General features: G+C 33.1%; 19 protein-coding genes. 9 read left to right on the top strand and 10 right to left on the bottom strand.

Annotated features, from left to right (window positions below):
* Nucleotides 1-216 precede the first annotated feature (216 nt).
* The 4 genes from UABHE_RS05885 to UABHE_RS05870 all read left to right on the top strand — a co-directional run bounded on the left by UABHE_RS05885 (nucleotide 217) and on the right by UABHE_RS05870 (nucleotide 3,889).
* A complete protein-coding gene (locus UABHE_RS05885) occupies nucleotides 217-1,863 on the top strand; it encodes a DUF819 domain-containing protein (protein WP_372369326.1) in 1,647 nt (548 codons plus the stop codon).
* A 433-nt stretch (nucleotides 1,864-2,296) separates the two neighbouring features.
* Nucleotides 2,297-2,713, top strand: coding sequence for a hypothetical protein (locus UABHE_RS05880; protein ID WP_372369325.1), 417 nt, complete (start codon nucleotides 2,297-2,299; stop codon nucleotides 2,711-2,713).
* Between the two features lie 20 nt (nucleotides 2,714-2,733).
* Nucleotides 2,734-3,516 (top strand): nitroreductase family protein, encoded by a 783-nt coding sequence (locus UABHE_RS05875; protein ID WP_372369324.1) that lies wholly within the window; start codon nucleotides 2,734-2,736, stop codon nucleotides 3,514-3,516.
* A 10-nt stretch (nucleotides 3,517-3,526) separates the two neighbouring features.
* A complete protein-coding gene (locus UABHE_RS05870) occupies nucleotides 3,527-3,889 on the top strand; it encodes a hypothetical protein (RefSeq protein ID WP_372369323.1) in 363 nt (120 codons plus the stop codon).
* Nucleotides 3,890-3,897: 8 nt separating this feature from the next.
* Here the strand turns inward: UABHE_RS05870 and UABHE_RS05865 are convergent, their stop codons facing one another.
* Together UABHE_RS05865 and UABHE_RS05860 are read right to left on the bottom strand one after the other, a co-directional pair.
* The gene (locus tag UABHE_RS05865) at nucleotides 3,898-4,416 is read right to left on the bottom strand and encodes a hypothetical protein (protein WP_372369322.1); all 519 of its coding nucleotides are present in this window, start codon (nucleotides 4,414-4,416) and stop codon (nucleotides 3,898-3,900) included.
* 50 nt (nucleotides 4,417-4,466) lie between these two features.
* A complete protein-coding gene (locus UABHE_RS05860) occupies nucleotides 4,467-5,666 on the bottom strand; it encodes a leucine-rich repeat domain-containing protein (RefSeq protein ID WP_372369321.1) in 1,200 nt (399 codons plus the stop codon).
* A 305-nt stretch (nucleotides 5,667-5,971) separates the two neighbouring features.
* Between UABHE_RS05860 and UABHE_RS05855 the strand changes: the two genes are divergently transcribed.
* Nucleotides 5,972-6,367, top strand: a complete 396-nt coding sequence (locus tag UABHE_RS05855; RefSeq protein ID WP_372369320.1) for a hypothetical protein — start codon at nucleotides 5,972-5,974, stop codon at nucleotides 6,365-6,367.
* 207 nt (nucleotides 6,368-6,574) lie between these two features.
* Here the strand turns inward: UABHE_RS05855 and UABHE_RS05850 are convergent, their stop codons facing one another.
* Nucleotides 6,575-7,324 (bottom strand): serine/threonine protein kinase, encoded by a 750-nt coding sequence (locus tag UABHE_RS05850; RefSeq protein WP_372369319.1) that lies wholly within the window; start codon nucleotides 7,322-7,324, stop codon nucleotides 6,575-6,577.
* Nucleotides 7,325-7,509: 185 nt separating this feature from the next.
* On the opposite strand from UABHE_RS05850, the gene UABHE_RS05845 reads away from it, so the two are divergent.
* Nucleotides 7,510-8,403 (top strand): ankyrin repeat domain-containing protein, encoded by an 894-nt coding sequence (locus UABHE_RS05845; protein ID WP_372369318.1) that lies wholly within the window; start codon nucleotides 7,510-7,512, stop codon nucleotides 8,401-8,403.
* Nucleotides 8,404-8,640: 237 nt separating this feature from the next.
* On the opposite strand, the gene UABHE_RS05840 is transcribed toward UABHE_RS05845, so the two are convergent.
* Nucleotides 8,641-8,808, bottom strand: coding sequence for an SDR family NAD(P)-dependent oxidoreductase (locus UABHE_RS05840; protein WP_372369317.1), 168 nt, complete (start codon nucleotides 8,806-8,808; stop codon nucleotides 8,641-8,643).
* 934 nt (nucleotides 8,809-9,742) lie between these two features.
* On the opposite strand from UABHE_RS05840, the gene UABHE_RS05835 reads away from it, so the two are divergent.
* From UABHE_RS05835 to UABHE_RS05825, 3 genes are read left to right on the top strand one after another with little or no spacing between them, the layout of a single operon-like run.
* On the top strand, nucleotides 9,743-10,165 hold the full coding sequence (locus UABHE_RS05835; protein ID WP_372369316.1) for a DoxX family protein: 423 nt from the start codon (nucleotides 9,743-9,745) through the stop codon (nucleotides 10,163-10,165).
* On the top strand, nucleotides 10,162-11,748 hold the full coding sequence (locus UABHE_RS05830; RefSeq protein ID WP_372369315.1) for a cytochrome-c peroxidase: 1,587 nt from the start codon (nucleotides 10,162-10,164) through the stop codon (nucleotides 11,746-11,748). Before UABHE_RS05835 ends, UABHE_RS05830 begins: the two co-directional genes overlap by 4 nt.
* A gap of 11 nt (nucleotides 11,749-11,759) precedes the next feature.
* On the top strand, nucleotides 11,760-14,483 hold the full coding sequence (locus tag UABHE_RS05825) for a response regulator (protein WP_372369314.1): 2,724 nt from the start codon (nucleotides 11,760-11,762) through the stop codon (nucleotides 14,481-14,483).
* 152 nt (nucleotides 14,484-14,635) lie between these two features.
* On the opposite strand, the gene UABHE_RS05820 is transcribed toward UABHE_RS05825, so the two are convergent.
* From UABHE_RS05820 to UABHE_RS05795, 6 genes are all read right to left on the bottom strand, one after another.
* On the bottom strand, nucleotides 14,636-15,256 hold the full coding sequence (locus tag UABHE_RS05820; protein WP_372369313.1) for a YceK/YidQ family lipoprotein: 621 nt from the start codon (nucleotides 15,254-15,256) through the stop codon (nucleotides 14,636-14,638).
* Nucleotides 15,257-15,574: 318 nt separating this feature from the next.
* Nucleotides 15,575-16,738 (bottom strand): leucine-rich repeat domain-containing protein, encoded by a 1,164-nt coding sequence (locus UABHE_RS05815; RefSeq protein ID WP_372369312.1) that lies wholly within the window; start codon nucleotides 16,736-16,738, stop codon nucleotides 15,575-15,577.
* A gap of 43 nt (nucleotides 16,739-16,781) precedes the next feature.
* Nucleotides 16,782-17,186, bottom strand: a complete 405-nt coding sequence (locus UABHE_RS05810) for a hypothetical protein (RefSeq protein ID WP_372369311.1) — start codon at nucleotides 17,184-17,186, stop codon at nucleotides 16,782-16,784.
* A 126-nt stretch (nucleotides 17,187-17,312) separates the two neighbouring features.
* Complete coding sequence (locus UABHE_RS05805; RefSeq protein ID WP_372369310.1) at nucleotides 17,313-17,480, bottom strand: hypothetical protein; 168 nt, start codon at nucleotides 17,478-17,480, stop codon at nucleotides 17,313-17,315.
* Nucleotides 17,481-17,598: 118 nt separating this feature from the next.
* Nucleotides 17,599-18,651, bottom strand: coding sequence for a hypothetical protein (locus UABHE_RS05800; protein ID WP_372369309.1), 1,053 nt, complete (start codon nucleotides 18,649-18,651; stop codon nucleotides 17,599-17,601).
* Between the two features lie 529 nt (nucleotides 18,652-19,180).
* Nucleotides 19,181-19,321: a hypothetical protein gene (locus UABHE_RS05795; RefSeq protein ID WP_372369308.1), complete on the bottom strand. Its 141-nt coding sequence runs from the start codon at nucleotides 19,319-19,321 to the stop codon at nucleotides 19,181-19,183.
* Between the last annotated feature and the right edge of the window lie 114 nt (nucleotides 19,322-19,435).

Raw genomic sequence — 19,435 nt, 5'->3', positions numbered from 1 at the left:
ACCATGACCGTGACCCTAGCCGTAATGGCAACTGTAGCCGTAACCATAGTCATCTAAAAATAGAAAAATTTATAATTTTTTTTAAAAGTGACTGGTAGCGAGATTGATTTTACTAAATATATGACATGTTCTAGCTATTAAAATACCTGTAAAATATGTCAAAAAATTAATTTTAGTCTAGGCCCTTAGAGAAAATATACAACAGAATTGGAGTTTATGATGTTTCCCATCGCAAATGATGATGTTATATTTGGAATGTTAATGGTGATACTTGCTGTTATCTTTTATACTGCCCAAAGTAAAAATAGTTTCTGGAAAAAGTTTTATACCTACGTGCCAAGTTTGTTACTTTGCTATTTTATCCCTTCCATATTGACAACAACAGGAATTGTCGACATATCTGATTCCAACTTATATTATGTAGCCTCGCGTTACTTGTTACCAGCAAGTTTGGTGCTTCTTACACTCAGTATAGATCTCAAAAGCACACTGCAACTAGGACCTAAAGCACTCATTATGTTTTTCGTTGCCACCTTTAGTATTGTGGTAGGAGGACCGTTAACAATAATGGTAATAGGTTTTACTTCTCCTCAAACACTAGAACAGTTATACGCCTTTAGTTTGCCTTCCGAGCTAAAAAGCGAGTTGACAACCTCCTCCCCTTCACCAGAATTATGCAAACTTTTTAGCGAAAATCGTCGACCTATTAGCCAAAATGCACGTATTGTTAAAATCGATGAAAATAGCTGGCGAATTACCGAAGAAAAATGTGCTATAAAACAAGAGAAATCTACTTTATATGTCTCAACTCTTGATAAAAACTTCACCATTGAATTAAAAGAAGAAATTGACTTCTACGAAGATAGAAAAACCCTTGTTTCACGGCTAGAAGATCACGGCATAAAAATCAATAACTACGATATCTTCAACGAAGAAGAAGGTACTTTGCGTATTGTCGTTGGACCATATCTCGTTGTAAAAGAAAACGAAAGCATATACGTTTATAGAGACATACAACCAAAAGACATTGCTCGCGGTATGACAACACTCGTTGGAAGTTGGATAGGTGGAGGAGCCAACCAAACAGCAATGAAAGAAACTTTTCGCGTTGACAATGAAATTTTTTCAGCAATGACTACCGTTGACATTCTTGTTGCTAACGTATGGATGGCACTACTTCTTTTAGGAGCAGCAAATTACAAACGCTTGGATAAAAAACTAAAAGCTGACAATACCGCTATTGAAACCATTCGCGACCAAATGAAGGAATTTCACGCACAAAATTCGCGTATACCAACTTTAACCGATTTTATGGTCGTAGTTGGTATAGCCTTTGGAATTACCTCCATATCTCATTTTGCTGCTGATTTTTGCGCACCTTATATTAAAAATAATGTAAAATTTTTAGCTGATATCAATCTAGGAAGTGAATTTTTCTGGACAATACTACTTGCCACAACAGGCGGTCTTATTTTCTCTTTTACCAAAGCAAGAAAACTAGAAGGCGTTGGTGCATCGAAAATAGGATCGGTATTCTTGTACGTCCTTGTTGCGACAATTGGTATGAAAATGGATTTATTTGCAATATTCCGCAACCCCGATTTATTTTTTCTTGGATTTGTACTAATCTTTTTTCACATTGTTCTACTTCTTGTAACATCTTACTTAATTCGCGCCCCTTTCTTTTTTACTGCTGTCGGAAGCCAAGCAAATATTGGTGGTGCCGCCTCTGCTCCTATTGTTGCCTCAGCTGTAGATCCAGCATTAGCTCCTGTAGGAGTATTGCTTGCCGTCCTAGGATATGCACTTGGTACTTACTGTGCGTGGCTTTGTGGGCAACTCATGATATTAGCCGCAGGATAGAACACATTGTGATTAGCTAACGAAACTTTAGCTTGGTTCCAATAGTATCATCTTGTTACTTTAAACAGGAGGTGAACCTTAGTAAAGATTCACCTTCTGGCGCCTAACAATTTATTTTTAAATGACTTATCGTTATATTAGGGCGTGTCATCATTCAATACAGATAAAAATATAACGGATTCATTTAATGATACGCCAGTAGTATTGAGCCCGAGCCCGTTTGCAAGCCCGCGCCCGAAAACTTTTTGAGAGCGACAGAAAGTGATTTATTGGTTCAATACTAGTTTTTTGCGATGGAAAAAGAAACTTTGCTTCTTTGATAAATTGTTAGTGAAAGTTTCGCAAACGGGCTCGGGCTCGAAAAAACACACAATATTTTGAATGATGACACGCCCTAGATATTTTTCAATTAGCACAAAGCGAGAGAAAAAAAATGGACTATGTTAAAAAGCTACACGAAAAGCTACATGCCCGCGCAGGGCGCAGTGGAAAACTAGATAAACTCAAAGGATTAGAAGAGCAATTTGTTCATAGTTGGAATTGGGTAGAAGATTTATATCGATCACACCCTTGTTATAATGAAGTAGTTAGTTTTATGAATGAGATGCGCACAAAGGGGTATCACAAATATCTAAGAGCAGGGCAATCAATGTGGACATTAATGCTTTCTCGTGCTTTGCATCACGGACTTTCAAAAAAACACACCTATGTCTATTTTTGCTTTTCTAAAGATGAAATGGTTGCTGGACTTTGTGGTGAAACCAAAAAAGAAATTACTTTTCCTCAAATTAAACTGACACCAGAGATCGAGTCGTGGTTAGATCAACTTCGCTACGAAATGATAACTTAGGGACTCTTAGGAGACAAATTGTGATTGATATTTTTCAAATTATAGAGAACCACAGATCCATCCGTAAATATAAAAGCGCACCTGTTGCTGATGATTTATTGGAAAAAATCTTAAATGCTGGATTACGTGCATCGAGTTCTGGAAATATGCAAACATGGTCAGTGGTAATAACTAGTGATTTAGAAATTCGCAAACGTTTATTTAAAGCACACTTTGAACAAGAAATGCTCTTAGAAGCACCGCTACTCTTTACTTTTTGCAGTGACTTTCACCGTATGCGTCGCTGGGTAAAACTCCGCGAAGCACCCGATAATTTTGACAATCTGATGAGCTTTATGATCGGAGCGATAGATGCGACACTTGCTTCGCAAAACGTCGCGCTTGCTGCAGAAGCAAAAGGGTTAGGGATTTGTTATATGGGAACAACTTTGGCTAGTTGCGATACTATCGCTCAAATTCTGGAACTACCTCCCAATGTAGTTCCCGTTGCAGGTTATGTTATGGGCTATCCTGACGAAAATCCACAACTCCGCGACCGTTTACCTTTAGAAGGTTTGGTACATAAAGAAGTATATACTAAATATAGTGATGAAGACATTCTCAATATTTATAAAGATCGCGAACAAAAAGGTTGGGATCGTTACATGTCAGTACCAGAACTCAGAAAAATGATTGAAGAATCTGGAGTAGACAATTTAGCTCAAGTATACACACAAGTAAAATACACCCAAGAGTCACACAAGCATTTTTCGCAAAATATTCTAAAATGTTTAAATAAACAAGATTTTACTAACGATAAATAGGGAGATATAGATGCAGCAATCAAAACATAAAAGCATTGCTCTAATTATTGGATTGTGGTCAATATGTCTGCTAATTTCAATAGTGACATTTTATCTAAAATGGAAAACGATGCGATTTGATCTTTTAATAATAACTCCTCTTTTATCTATAATATCTTTACCGCTATCTTTTTATCAATTATTGGGTATTGTATCTAAAAATACTATGCGTTATTCCCTTGTTTTATTTTTCATCTATTGGGTCACGGCAGGAGGCTTACATTATCTTTATATAAAGTACCAATCGTGGATTTTTTACATTCTTCTATGTGTTTTATTGTTAATGTCCTCTTTTTTCTGGCAAATAAATAATATTGGTATTATGTATTTCTAACGATTTATTTAAAACGGACCTACTTCTTTGATGGCATTTCCTCCAGCATCGTGTAAAACAAAAGATATGTGATCACTTTGTTGGAGACGTAGTGCAGCGTATTCTTCCGCTTGCTTTTGATTTTCGCAAATATAAAAAACTTCTCCCCAACCCAAATGATAATCATTACAAAGAGTAAGCACAGTACCTGTATTTGTTTCAATGTGACAAACAGAAATCTGGTATTTACCAAGTTTTGGAGGCGATAAGCACTCACCTCCGCTCCAAACATTATAATAACAATAATCAAAAGCTCTGTTTACAGCCTTATACGCTGAAAACCAAGAAGAAAATCTTGTTTTGTCGCCTTTTAAAATCACAAATATCTCTTTTGGTGTAGCTTGAAATATAACCTTATTTTCTCTTCCTTTTTGTTTCTGTATAACTAACTGCTTATTTTTTTTGTTCCATAGAAAATCTACACTTGGTGTTTCTTCTTGGAATTTTTGGAAATAAGTGAGAAGAGCATTCCAGTAACATTTTCCCATCTAAGTCCCAATCTTAATAATTAAATTTACGTAGAAGATTTAAATTATAATTACTCTTCTGAAGTAAACAATTCAAAAAAAGTCTTATCGAAAAGCACTTTTGTATTAGGTAACAAAAATTTAATCTTCTTTCGCATTTTTCCACCTATTTTATTTTGTTTCAAACTTAATTCGCGAAGTAAGGAAAGTTGTTTTATTTTGGTGGGTAATTGTGTTATACCACAGCATTCTAAATATAATATCGTAAGATTTTGTAGCTTGCCTATGTCAGCAGAAAATTCGATTCCATCATTAGAACTTAGATCTAGTTCTGTGAGATTTGAAAGTTTGTTCACTTCCGTTGGAACCACTTCTAATTTATTAGAACTTAAATTGAGTTTTTGTAAATTTGACAATTGATCTATTCCCTGTAACTGCGATAGAAAATTAGAGCTCAAATCTAATTCAATAAGACTTGTAAGTTGACTTATTCCCTGTAATTCCGACAAATAATTACAACAACAGTTTAGTTGCACAAGTTTCGTAAGTTGATTTACGGGCAAACTGTCTAAATAATTCATACCTAGATTGAGATGAGTAAGGTTTGAAAGCTCACCTATTTCAGGAGGTAACATTTCAAGTTCATTATCTTCTAGATCGAGATGAGTAAGATTTGAAAGTTTCCCTATTTCAGGAGGTAAATTTTCAAAATTGTTGAACCCCAAATCAAGATAAGTAAGATTTGGAAATTGCCCTATTTCAGGAGGCAATACTTTAATTTTATTCAATCCTAAATCAAGATAGGTAAGATTCAAAAGCTGTCCTATCTCAGAAGGTAATGTTTTAAGTCTATTATTTCCCAAATTGAGATGAGTAAGGTTTGAAAGTTGTCCTATCTCCGACGGCAACTCTGTGAGCTCATTGTCACATAAGTCAAGCTGAACAAGATTCGAAAATCTTTCTATTTTAATAGGCAATTTGTTTAATTTGTTGTGCATTAAGTCAAGATGAGTTAACTCTGAAAACTCGGATATATCAAGCGGCAATTGTTGTCTTGGTCTTAACCTCAAAGTCAGCCCAAACTTCTCAGAAAAATTACAATTTTCAAATTTACAATTGCGCGGATTAAAAAAAGTAATGCCCGTTCGAAAACTACAGTGATCAAAAGAAGAATTACTTACTTTCTTTGCCTGCGCGCAATAAAAGCTACATCCTTCGTACCGCGTTTTACTTTCAATTTTTTTTAGCGACTGACCTTTGACTATTTTCAAAATAGACTTTCTAATCTAAGAATTGTTTGTGTAGATAACTATGTTAACAACAGTACAAAACATAATTGTATGTACCAAATATTACTAACATCCAAAATGAATTTTCAATTGTTTTGGTGTAAGCTCTCTGATTTTCTACTCTACATTCTCTTTTGTAAAATAATTTTTATCTAGTTATTTTCAAGAAAAATCGAACCTTTCATTTTATAAAATGTTTTATAAAAACGAGAAAATCAATCGAAACGTTTTTATAAAACGTTCCTCAAAAACAAGAAAATCAATCAATTTAACCAAAGGAATCAAACATGGCTATGTATGGTAAATATAATGACGAAATTGACGTAGAAATCACAGTCAAAAGAACAGATTTAATTGAAAGATTACAAAGTAACTGCAAAAAACACAAAAAAGAGTTTGATGAAGCAATATCTTTTTGGCAAAAAGAATTGGCTACAACTGTTTCAAAAATCAAAGCTGAAGAGTGTTTCTCCTATCCCGCAGAGCTAACAGAACTTTGGGAAGAATGTCCAATATCTTACGAAAAAGAGTATGAGAGAGTTATAGACATGTTTAACATGTGTGTAAAAAACGAAATAAAATTAGATTCGCAATCTTTTAATACATTTTGTCGGGATGAATGGGAGTGGAAATCAAAAATACTAAAAAATAAATTCTATAAAAAAATCACAGTAGTCCTATAGTTCAGATGGATCTAAAATGTCTCTGTGTAGAAATTGTAAAACTCTTACGATCGTCTAAAAAAGGCGTTAAGTCGAAAACAAACGTGTTAGTTTTAGGTAGAAAGTTTCCTTTATGAAAAAAGGTCACATTTCTACCACCAATCCAACTTTCACTTTTAGTAATTTGTAGGTTCCGATGTAGCCGAAAATCTTTCTCCCACAACTATACTACTCCTTATCATCAGTTACGGCTAATAGCAAATCATTTATTATAGTAGCGTAATTTGGATAATGAACTTTTTTTCCTACCGTCGCCATACGTGTTACTATCTCACATGTCAACTCTGAAACTCGTGGATTTTTTTCTTTCATATTTGAAAGTAATTCAACAGAACCTTCTTTAATAGACGTAAATGTCGCTGTCAACATATAATACAAAATCATACCTATTGTAAAAATATTATTGCGTTCCTTCATTTCGCCTTCACACTCTTCCTCAAAAGCTGTCACTAGATGATCCTTTTGATTTACTTTAATCAAATTAAAAATTTTACTATTATTCTTAGTAATCATTATATTGCTTGGTGTTATATCGTAACAAACAAAACCTCTCTGCGACATATACTGTACAGCGCTTACTATTTGCAATGCAATACGTAACGCTTGCTTTTCCTCAAAGTGTCCTCGCGAATAAATACTTTTTGTCAAAGTAGTACCTTCGATATATTCCATCACATAGTATAAAGTGTTTTTAAACGTTCCGTGATCATAAATTCGAATAATATTTTTATGCTGCATCGGTATTAATTTCTCTGCCTGCTGTTGAAAACACAATATTGTTTCAGATTTAGGTAGTCGCTTGTGTGGAAAAATTTTCATAGCGTACAAATGCTCATCTTCAACGCTAATAGCTTGAAACACGTTATTAACTCTATAGTCACAATCAAAAACTTCGTAGTCTCCGATTCGAATAGACATAAATTATTCCTAAAATTGTAAAGAGTTATGAAAATAAATTATAATGATTTTATAAATCTCAAGTAAATAGCTAACTCATCATTCATAGAAATTTTATCTTACTTTATTTAAAAATGTATGTACCAAAAATAAAAAGTGCCCGGGATTATACGTAAAATGACATTTTCTTATTAAGGAATTTAATTATGTATATATTTCGCATATTTTTATTGTTACTTATTGTTTCGAATATTATTTTCGCTGATTTATGGAGTAGTATTGAGAATGGAGATATAAAAAAGATTCAATCTTTTATGGATACAAATGTCGATGTGAATATTAGAGGACAAAATGGAAAAACTCCTTTGATGGTTGCGTCGCAAAAAGGTTTTGATGAAGTTATTAAATTGCTAATTAACAAAGGATGTGATGTAGATTTACAAGATAACTTCGGGGAAACAGCTTTAATGAAAGCGGTAAATAAAAAACACTTGGAAACCGTTAAATTTCTTGCCAAAGCTGGAGCTGCTATTAATCTTAAAAATAAAGATGGGAAAACAGCTTTAATGCTTGCTGCACAAAAAAACTATACAAATATAGGACGTATTTTAATAGAAAATCAAGCTGATATTTATGCTGTGGATAAAAAAAGAAAAACAGCACTATACTATGCGTCTAGTTTCCCAGAAATGAGTGACTTATTTAAAAATAAAAGCGTTGGTTCTTCAACACCTCTTATGCTAGCAGCAGACAGAGGAGATCTAAGAAGGGTAAAGTATTTAGTTGAGCATGGTGAAGATGTTCATGTCAAAAATAGACAAGGTAGCACCGCACTTACTATTGCTGTATCTAAAGGACATGAACGAATTACCAAAGAACTCGTTCGCAAAAATGCGGATGTAAATGTAAAATCCCCTGACGGAAAGTCTCTTTTGATGTTAGCTGTACAAGACGGGAATTTGGCAATTATAGATATGCTTTTTAAAGGAGGCATTGACATAAATGCAGTAGACAAAGATGGACATTCTTCGCTTTTTTACGCCATTAGAAGCAAAAATACGTACATTGTAAATTTATTGCGAAATGCCGGTGCAAAGTAGTAAAAAGATGTTTTAGGTATACTAAAATAAAGTTATCGAGATATATACATAAAATGATATTTTTTTGTTAGAAGTCTAATTGTGTATATATCTTGTACTAGTTTAAATAAAAATACAATCCAAGTCTCTTTTATTATTACCATTAAAGACTTGGCTTCGATAGCACATTACCATCTGTAGAAAATAGAAAAACTCTTGAAAAATAGCATTTATAGCCGATTGCCTACTAAATAAGCTCTACACAAATACAACCGCGAACGTCAACTTAATTTTCGTTACTACTTCTTCTACCTCTAGCTTGTTTACAAGATAATCAACAACTATTTGATAACCTTTTTTTACAATTCTAGGGCCGTTTTTTTTACCGATACCTCGACTTTCTCCTGTAATAACCACTGTCTTCATTTTATTCCTTTACTATGTAAAAAACCCTAGATTATTAATATAATAATATTGTATAATTTCTAAATATCAAAATATCCTAATTATCAAATAATAAAAGTAAACCCAAAAATACTCAAAAATATCAAACCACTATATGCCAAATACTGCATTTAAATTTCTGTTTTTCAAGAGATTTTGCAATATTTACTGCCGTAAATTCATATAACCAATAATTCGTGCCATAAGAAATCATATTGTTGTCGCAATACCTATAATAGTAATCATATTTTTAAGTTGTGATGTCATTATCAGTCCCCAATGGTTACAACAAGGAAAACTACTCTGCGAGCTTTAGTTATATTAATCCCAAAAACCTGTCCAACGATTTCGCTAATCCCACGAGTATAATCATCAAGCGAAGCCAACATAGTACTTAGTAATGTTAGACAAGCAAAAGACACCAAAAACCAATACTATTTTCTTAAAGTGCTTGTGTAAAGATCAACGAGCTGTAAAATCTACTCCATTCTTGGAAAATGTTATCCTTCTTTTATACATGAAAATAGCTCCCAAGGCCACAATACGAAAACCATAATAACCGAAGTAATATAGCCAATGTGAAAATCAATGTTGAAAAATTTTGCACAGGTTGTCGTGGAAGACACTGGCATGAGTAGTGAAAAAAGCCACTAGTGTATTACAAGATGGTAAAGTAAGGAAAGTAAACGATATTTTTATTAAAAAACAGATTCTTCTTAGACAAATCAGAAAAATTTAAAAATGAGTTCCGGTTTTGAGATACAGAGAGTAATAAGATTAAAGCAAGGATCGTAGTCTATATTTTTACTCGCTAAGTTATATTGTTTTAGTTATTTTTCAAATGCCGATGCGCTCTAATTATAAGTATTTAATTTTGCTTTCTACTCGTATTTATTCATTGGTGGTTTTGTTCGTTATGTGGGTTTATTTAAAAAATCAAAAAACAGATGTGTCAGTTCTTATCCTCAGGTTAGGAATAGGTTCTATTTTTATAATTTTTGGTTTTGATAAGTTAGTTCGACCAAATAACTGGCTAATTTTCTTATCAAAAGAAATATCGCAATATTTAACAATCGCAAATTTAACATACCAGCAATTTCTATGGATTCAGGGGGTTGTTGAATTTATGGTTGGAGTTCATCTAATTTTAGGCCTTCTAACGCGTACAAGTGCAGTAATTGGTTCCTCTATACTCATTAGCATCGTATTTTTTTTAGGCTTTACAGATCCTACAGCCCTAAGAGATATAGGTATTTTATCGGGGCTTCTTGCAATCATTTCCTTTGGAAGTGGTTCTATAGCAATTGATTTCTGGCTAAAAAACGGAGAAAATACATGAAAAAAAGCCACTTTGTTGCGGTGTGGATTATAGCAATGATGACAATAATTAGTGTTTTAGCATGGAAGACTTTTCCACAAAAACAAATAAAAGAACAACAAAGGGTTGTAAGGTCTAATTATTTAGGACCAATGATCAATGAACCGATACAACCTATTCCTAACATACAAATAAATAAAAAAAAAGCTCTCCTTGGAAAAAGGTTATTTTTCGAAAAAAAACTTTCAAAAGGGAACAAAATGTCCTGCGGCACATGCCACAATTTTGAAAAAGGAGGAGCAGATGCGCAACAGTATTTTACGAACATTGAAGGTGAAAAAGGGAATATTAATACATCGACAGTGTTCAATAGTGGTTTTAACTTTAAACAATTTTGGGATGGACGTGCAGAAACTTTAGAACAGCAAGTAGGAGGCCCTCTTACTAACCCCAAAGAAATGGGATCAACTTGGCCAGAGGTTGTAGAAAAGTTAAAAAATGATGAGACATATGTAAAGGACTTCCAAGAAGTATACCAAGATAGTATTCAGATTTCGAATATTTCAGATGCTATTGCGGAATATGAACGTTCTTTGTCCACACCAAACTCGCGTTTTGATCAATATCTCAGAGGTAACAACGACGCCATAACCGTCCAAGAGAAAGAAGGCTACCGTCTCTTTAAAGATTATGGTTGTTCCGTATGCCATCAAGGAATAAATGTTGGTGGAAATATGTTTCAAGCTATGGGAAAGATGGCCAATTACTTTGAAGATAGAAAAACCCCTGTATCTAAAGTAGATTATGGTTTATTTAATGTAACGAAAAGGGAAAGAGACCGCTATAAATTTAAAGTACCTTCACTAAGAACAGCTGCTTTAACAGCTCCGTATTTTCATGATGGTTCTATAAAAAGCCTAAAAAAAGCCGTACAGCTTATGGGAAAATACCAATTAGGACTTGAAGTACCAGATAATGACGCTGAACTTATTGTAAAATTTCTTCATTCGCTAGTTGGTGAATTACATGGAAACTCACTAGAGCCTAAATTTCTCAGTAACCAAGAAAATACAACACCACAGAAAATCATTAACCTTGAAATTTTACAACAAAACAAATACCCAGAAAAAGAAATATTACAAGAGTTTTCGATTGATGATCTTGAAAAAGAAGCACAACTGTATGAAATGCGGGAAGAAAAAATTCAAAAAATGCGCGCTGGATTTGCCAAAATACAAAACTTTCAAAAACGCAAGATCAAAGATGAGTTAAAACTAAAAGCTTGGGAGAGATTTCTAAGTTTTTTTAAAGATGATATACCAGAAACAAAACAAGACAATCAAATGCGAAAGCAAGCACAAGAACAGTGCAGAAATTTGCAAATACTAATAGAAAAAAAACACCATTGGGACAAGAAGCAACAAGCGATGGATAGCGCATTTACCAAAGTACACAAATATCAGAAACGCAATATTCCTAAAGCTCTAAAGCTAAAAGCTTGGAAACGATTTGCTTCTTTTTTTAAAGAAAAAAATCCTTACAGTGATAAAGATGATGAATTTCGTAAACGCACCGCCGATTACATAAAAAAACTTTCTAAATAAAAGGAGTGTTTGTGAAAATCAAAAACTTAAAGCAAGGAGTAAAAGTAATCAGTTTTGTTATTGTACTACTATTTCTGTTTTATAAAACAAGAGGAGCTGATTTAGAAGTACACAATGAAACATTGTATTTGGTACGTCAGTCAAAAAACTTAGATATTCTTGTCAATGACGCCATCACAAAACTTAGATACGGCCTTGTGAGTAATTATGATTCACTTCCTAGAAACTGGAATGAATTAAAAAGAATCCACAAAAAATTAGATCGCGAACTACATAAGAATGTCCGTTATAGTAAGTATTGGGAAAAATACAAAAAAAGCATTAGTGACAAAGAAATTTTAATAGAGGAATTCAAAACCACAAACTCGTTTTTTAACAATTCGGTTTCTTATTTTCCACTTATAACAACAAGATTAATTACAAAAAATTCTAACTTACAAAAGGAACTCAATCAACTTTTGCGTTTAACATTACTTTATAATTCTACCGGAGAAAAATTTCTAAAATCAAAAGTGACTCAGTCCATACAACAACTACAAAAAAAAGATAACCGCGATCTCAAAATTGTTTTACTACATGCAAATGTTATTGTAAGTAATAAAGAATTGATTGACAAAGTAGTTTCAAAATTAACAGATTTCATACTGAAACAGCGCTTAGATAAGTTTTCCGAAGAATACTCAAAATACTACAACTTTCAACAGCAAAGTAAATATAAATATCAAGTAGCCCTCTACTTACTGTGTATAGCATTGTTTGCATATGTCGTTTATATTGTTGTTGAATTGCGAAGTCAGAGTATTGTATTAAGCGAAGCAAACGCAAAATTAAAAGAAGCTTCGCGCCATAAAAGTGAGTTTTTAGCAAACATGAGTCATGAATTACGAACACCTATTAACGCAATTATTGGTTACACTTCTTTGACTTCAAAAGCACTTAATGGAAAAGTGGCTGATGTACACCAAAAAAGCTTAGGAAGAGTGGAGCAGGCAGCACGTACTCTATTACACCTCATCAATGATATTCTGGATTTTTCGAAGATAGAAGCAGGAAAATTAAATCTTTTAATTGAAAATTTTAGTTTTAGAGAGGTAATTGATGAGTGTATTATCACGACGGAAGGACTACTTCTTGGTCAATCTATTGAGTTCAGGAAAAATATAGAAGATTTGCCATTCATTAAAAGTGATTTTACAAAAGTAAAACAAATACTAGTCAACTTGCTATCAAATGCTGTTAAATTTACACAGAAAGGTTACATAGAACTCTCTATAAAAGTTTTGACTGAAGATCAGGCTCTTTGTATACAAATCAAAGACACAGGTTGTGGAATACCAGAAGAAAAAATAGCATCGATTTTTGAATCGTTTAAACAAGTTGATAGCTCTATTCAAAAACGATTTGGTGGTACAGGCTTAGGCCTAGCAATTACAAAAAGTTTATGTGAAATGCTGGGAATTAAAATTGATTTAGAAAGTAAAGAAGGTAAAGGAACATCTTTTTTCTTGATAATCCCTTTTGAACAATCTAATTCTCAAAAAATTACTCTCGAAAAAGCGAAGTTGAGCTTCGCACAACAACCAAGTGATATATCTGAGGAAAATATTAAAGCTTCAGTGCTATGTCTAACAGATTCAAAAACAGTTGCCGAACTCCAAAAATATCTACAAGACTTACCGCTGGAAGTATGTCCCTTAAATTCTATAGAAGAGTGTACGGTTTTTGCGCAACAGAAAATTGTGTGGGCTATTGTTATTGGACCAAATAATGGTGTATTTACAAAGGTTTCGCAATTAAAAACCCACCCTCAACTAAAAAAAGTCCCGATTATCGTTTGTTCTGCTGATATAGCAAACTCAGGGATTTCAATGAACACTCTCGAATACTTAACAAAACCTTTTGATTTAGAGCAACTCATTGAAGTTATGCTTAGAATATCGAAACACAAAAAAGAAAACGTTCTTATTGTTGAAGATCAACCTGCACAGTGCGAATTGTATCAAAAAGTGCTTGGTTCCGCTGGTTACTCTCCATATGTAACAAATAACGGAAAAGAGGCGCTACATTTTCTAGAAACGCAACCACTTCCACAAACAATTATACTCGACCTATTAATGCCAAAGATGAATGGCTTTGAGTTTTTAAGCAATATCCAACGACACAGCACTTGGTCAAAAATTCCGATTATTGTATGTACTTCGAAAGATTTATCAAAAGAGGAGAAAGAATTACTACAAGAAGGAACAAAAGCTCTTATAAAAAAAGATCCTCTAGAAGAAAACTTTCAAGACAAATTGAAATCTTGTTTAGACAGCGTGTGTCTAGGAGATGTAAAGTCGATATTAGTCGTAGATGATCATCCAATGAACTTAGACCTTGTGGCTAGTATTTTTAACAACAACGGATATACAGTGTATAAAGAAAGTTCTGGACACAGTGGTATAGAAACAGCTCAAAAAATAAAGCCAGATGTTATTTTGATGGACTTAGCCATGCCACAAGTAGACGGCTTTAAAGCCACAAAGATGCTAAAAGAGAGTCCTGAGACAAGAGATATTACAATTATTGCATGTAGTGCCTTCACCACGAAAGACTTCAAGGAAAAAGCCTACGATGCTGGTTGCGAAGGCTATATTACAAAACCAATTGAACCTAATCACTTAGTAAAACAAGTAAAAAAATTAGTCCTGCTTTCAAGAATCCGCAGAAAGCTATCCGCCGCATCTCTTAGTTAAAAACACGAAGATTTAAATTAATATCCTAGATTATTTTTTTTAAAAAAAGCACTAGACACGGCTTGTAATCATAAATTGCTTGAGTTAATTTCATCGTATTTTCAATCAATATTAGTGGAAATAAATTTTACATTTCCACTAGAATATATAATTCATTTATTCTTTGTAAATGCTAGGTAATCAATTGTTATCGAACTTCCTTTATCCAAAGAAAAAGGAAAAGTAATATGTAACAAGCCATCTTCTAGGTGATACTCTACTGTTCTTTTGTCAAGAATAGTGGCTTTGGTATCATATACTTTTTTCTTTCCATTTTCGCTATATGATAAACCAAAGTCACTCTCTTCAAAAATATCATCTATCTCTACTTCATAGCTAAGCTGATTTTCATTAGTAGCGATAGTTGTGCTTTTTCGCGATTTTTGCCATGCGTTTTCCTGATATTTTTTCAAGGCAACAACTGGTAAAGTAACTGTATCAAAAACCAAAGAAAGAGGTAGATCAATTATACATAAAGGAATAGCCCACGGCGCTAACCTAGTTATGGAAACATCAAATCTAGCTCCTCCATAATAACTTGTTAACCAAAAACCTGTCCGTTGTGGAATAGCAGTTTTAAACTCACCATCCTCTATAACTCTATGCCATCCGCTTTCTGATTTTACTGGTGATGATATATTTATTAATGTTCCACAACCACAGAAAATCGTAGACACAATAAATACAAGAATTAAACACTTTGTTCTTACTAACCTTTTCAAATCGACAATCACAATAGAATCCCTTCTCTACAAATTAAAACATAAAGTTTTATATAAAAGATGTGCCACTTTACCGTTTAGAAATTGGTAAAATTAACGAATGTTATACTTACAGACATATCCCGTCGTTCTTTTAAAAGTGGTACTTTAAAAAAAATATTTATGTTTTGTGAGAGTTAAGTGAGTCGCAAAAAGTTTTTGAGCACGTTTCAAGTCAGTGTAGAATTTGAGTGTCAGGGCAAGGAGACCACCAAGCGTTGAATCTAGATAGAATTAGGCTTGGAGTCGAATTTGAAAATAAGTAATACCTTGGATGATCACAGGTTCTTATTAAAAAATCACTTTTGTAGTCGGCAGCCAATGTTTAATTTTTTTTCGCGTTTTTCGATCTATTTTGTTTTCTTTTAAATTTAGCTGCGAAAGAAATGAAAGTTGTTTAATTTCAATAGGGAGCTTTGTTAAACCGCAACATTCTAAGTTCAATGTGGTAAGATTTTGGAGTTTTCCTATATTCACGGGAATTTCAGTTAGGTCGTTATGGCTTAAATCGAGTTTTTTTAAACTGGAAAGCTGATCTACTCCTTCTAATTCTAATAACATATTGCTACTCAAATCTAACTCAATAAGACTTATAGGCAAATTTATTCGTTTTAAGCTTGAGAAATAATTACAATTCAAAATCAATTTAGTCAGCTTTGGAAAATGCCCAAATGGAAGATATTCTAAATAATTCATTCCTAAATCAAGATGAGTAAGATTTACAAGCTTTCCAATTTCAGGAGGTAATTCTTCAAGTTCATTATCTTCTAAATCAAGATAAGTAAGATTTACAAGTCGCCCAATTTCAGGAGGTATCTCTGGCAATCTGTTCTCATGTAAGTCAAGTAAGGTCAATGTCGAAAGTTCCCATATCTCAGGAGGTAATTCTTCAAGTTCGTTATCTTCTAAATCAAGATGAGTAAGATTTACAAGTCGTCCGACTTCAGGAGTTAATTCTGATAGTTTGTTTTTGCTTAAGTAGAGATGAGTAAGATTTTCAAGTTCCGTTATCTCAGAAGGTAATTTTATAAATTCGTTGTCTTCTAAATCAAGATGAGTAAGATTTATAAGTCGTCCAATTTCAGAAGATAACTCTGATAGCTTGTTTTTGCTTAATTGGAGACAATCAAGTTGCGAAAGCTTTTCTATTTCAGGTGGTAATTTTGTGAGCTTATTATTTTCTAAACTAAGATGAGTAAGTTTGGAAATATTAAATATATCAGGAAGTCGCTTTCCCCATGAGCTTAACTCTAAAATTAGCACAAATTCTTCAGAGAAGTTACAGTTTTCAAAATTACAATTTGATAAGTTTAAAAAAATAACTCCGACTCTAAAACTGCAGTTATAAAAAGAAGATTGAGTTATTTTATATCCCCAATCGCAATAGAAACTACATCCTTCATATCGAGTTTTACTTTTTATATTCTTTAGCGATTGCCCTTTTATTATTTTCAAAATGAGGCTTCTTATTGCAAAAATTTTTTGTGTAGTTTTTTTGCTACTTTATAGCAGCACATAAATCTGGAAAGGCTGCTGGCTTAGTTATAACATCATATGGAATTATCTTTTTTGAGTATTTTTTTATATAAGAAAGTACTATTTTTTGCTCTTTCTGAAGGCAAGAAGTAATAGTGCTATTGGTAACTGTTGCTAATGCATTCATTTCTAAATTGATCATGATTCTTTGTCCCCAACCTGTAAAACATACAAAATGAGGTCTATTATCAATAGAAACGAAATACTCTAATGTTCCTCGTCGCCAGTGCATTCCAGCAGTACTGTGAGTTATATGTTTGCTACTAACAGAAATTACGCCTGCTTTATTGTCAGAAATTTCTGATATTTGATCTCCCTGCGAGATAAAAACTGTACATGAGTATTTTCCTTTAGGAGAAATAAACAATATACAATATTCTTTATAAACTACAACCCATCCTTGATTAGAAACAAAAAGATCTTTCGGCGAAAGATCGCGTTTTTCTTCCCATTTCTCCCAAAGAATGTCTTTCGTTTTAGTATCGATAAGTTGTTAACGAAAACATTTTTGCTCCAGCTGATATTGGTAACCAAATAAATTTTTGTTTGGAGGAGAATTATTTTGATTGTTGATCGTTTTATTATCTGGAGAGCGAGCTTCTGCAAGGTACCGCTTATTCTCTGAAATTTTTTTTATGTCAGGATAACTTACCCATGTCATAGCTGGTTTCCTTATGAATTTGGTGAAGGTAATTACTCTTAGTAAGTAGCGTGATATTAAACCTATACGCTCTTTATCCTTTAATGCTTTTAAGTTTTTCTAATAATCGAGTTAGCACTTAGAAACTATCCTTTGACTCTATGAAAATTGCCCCTATATCATTTGATAGTTTGTGTAAAGGTGGAAGTACATCAACAAAGCTTTCCATTTTTCTGTTTCCTCTTGAGAGGCGGTATGTTCGATTTTTTGTGTTTGCAAATAAATCATCAACAGCTTCTTGTAACATCCTCTCTTCATTAATTATTATAATTTTTGGAGCTTGAAGCTCGTTTAATCTATTTAAGCGTTTGTTACGATTGATAACACGTCGATAAAGACCGTTAATTCCTCCTGCATCCTGCTCACCACAAGAGTTATCGCGAAAAATATATTTTACAGGGCGAAATCGCGTAGGAATAACGGGTAATACATCAGATATCAAATACCCAAAATACTTTTGATATAGTTGATATTTTTCAATAAGAATTGGATCGTTACCTATTTTTTCTATGGATAGATTTTGTAATAATTTTTTGATAGCATGTGCACCAGAAATAGCTGTGGAATTTTTTGAATCGACATATTCAGAAAAAGAAATAGAATGTTCTAAATCAAATCTAAAATCTCCAGATTGCGGAACAAGATATATTTGGTAATAGAGAAGTTGGCGAAGTTTCTCTAAATTACCTAAAAAAGTACTAATCGTACCAAAAAACCACGGATGTACAACAGGAGTTGATAGTTTAATGTAACCCAAATAATCTTTTTGCGTATAAAAAAGAATCTCATGGTGTTGACAAAAACTGCACTTTTCAATTTTAGTCAGTAATTTTTTGCACTGTAAACACTGCTTGCGACTCTCTCCAAAAATACTTGGATCAAATAAACCTTGATTTACACCTGAAGAGATTCTTAAATCTACGGTTTCAGAATTCGTAACTTTTCCCTTAGATTTAGATATGTATGTTTGTAGATCGACAAATTCTATTTCGCTATTCCAATTATCTATTTGTTTTTGGAACTGTTCATAATTATGCGTTGTATTGAATTCGCCTTCTTGTTTCTTATTTGTTTTTTCAAATAATTCCCAGGGACGAATAGACCACATTAAAATTTCTTTATCTTCTTTCATAAACTTTCTTACTTCCGTGTGTAATTGCCAAACATTGTTAACTCGGTACTAGAAAAACTTACAAGGATTAAAAATAAAATAAAATATAACTAGAACACTGAATACTTTTGTTTCAGTATCAGAGCAGCGAAAGACACCAAGTGCTTATAAATACTACATTTTTAAAATTTTGGATTTTATTTAGAATTCATAAGCTCAGATATTTTAAAAAGTATTAATTTCTGGGCAACTAGGAGTGGCATAGCGTATCAATTGTCTTCAAACCCAGATAAAACTATTCGGTGTTCTAGGGCGTGCCATCATTCAAAATATTGTGTTTTTTTTCGAGCCCGAGCCCATTTGCGAGCCCGTTTCCGAAACTTTCACTAACAATTTATCAAAGAAGCAAAGTTTCTTTTTCCATCGCAAAAAACTAGTATTGAACCAATAAATCACTTTCTGTCGCTCTCAAAAAGTTTTCGGGCGCGGGCTCGCAAACGGGCTCGGGCTCAATACTACTGGCGTATCATTAAATGAATCCGTTATATTTTTATCTGTATTGAATGATGACACGCCCTAATGTTGTCATAATTTCTGAATTAGTCATTTTAACTTGAGGATATTCTACAATCTTGAGTGCTTGTGTTATCTCATCACATATACAGAAAACAATTATAATTTCTTTTTCCATGACTTTCTCCTTCTTGTTTTTCCTACTTTAAGAGAAGAGTCGTTATAACAGTATAAAAAAACGATGTGTGCAATTCGATTTTGAGGTTCGTGGTCGTGGATCGATATTCCATGT

The organism is Candidatus Uabimicrobium helgolandensis (assembly GCF_041508025.1).
Classification (GTDB): Bacteria; Planctomycetota; Uabimicrobiia; order Uabimicrobiales; family Uabimicrobiaceae; genus Uabimicrobium; species Uabimicrobium helgolandensis.
Note: the sequence above shows the minus strand (reverse complement) of the source record. Positions and strands in the feature narration are given on the sequence as shown.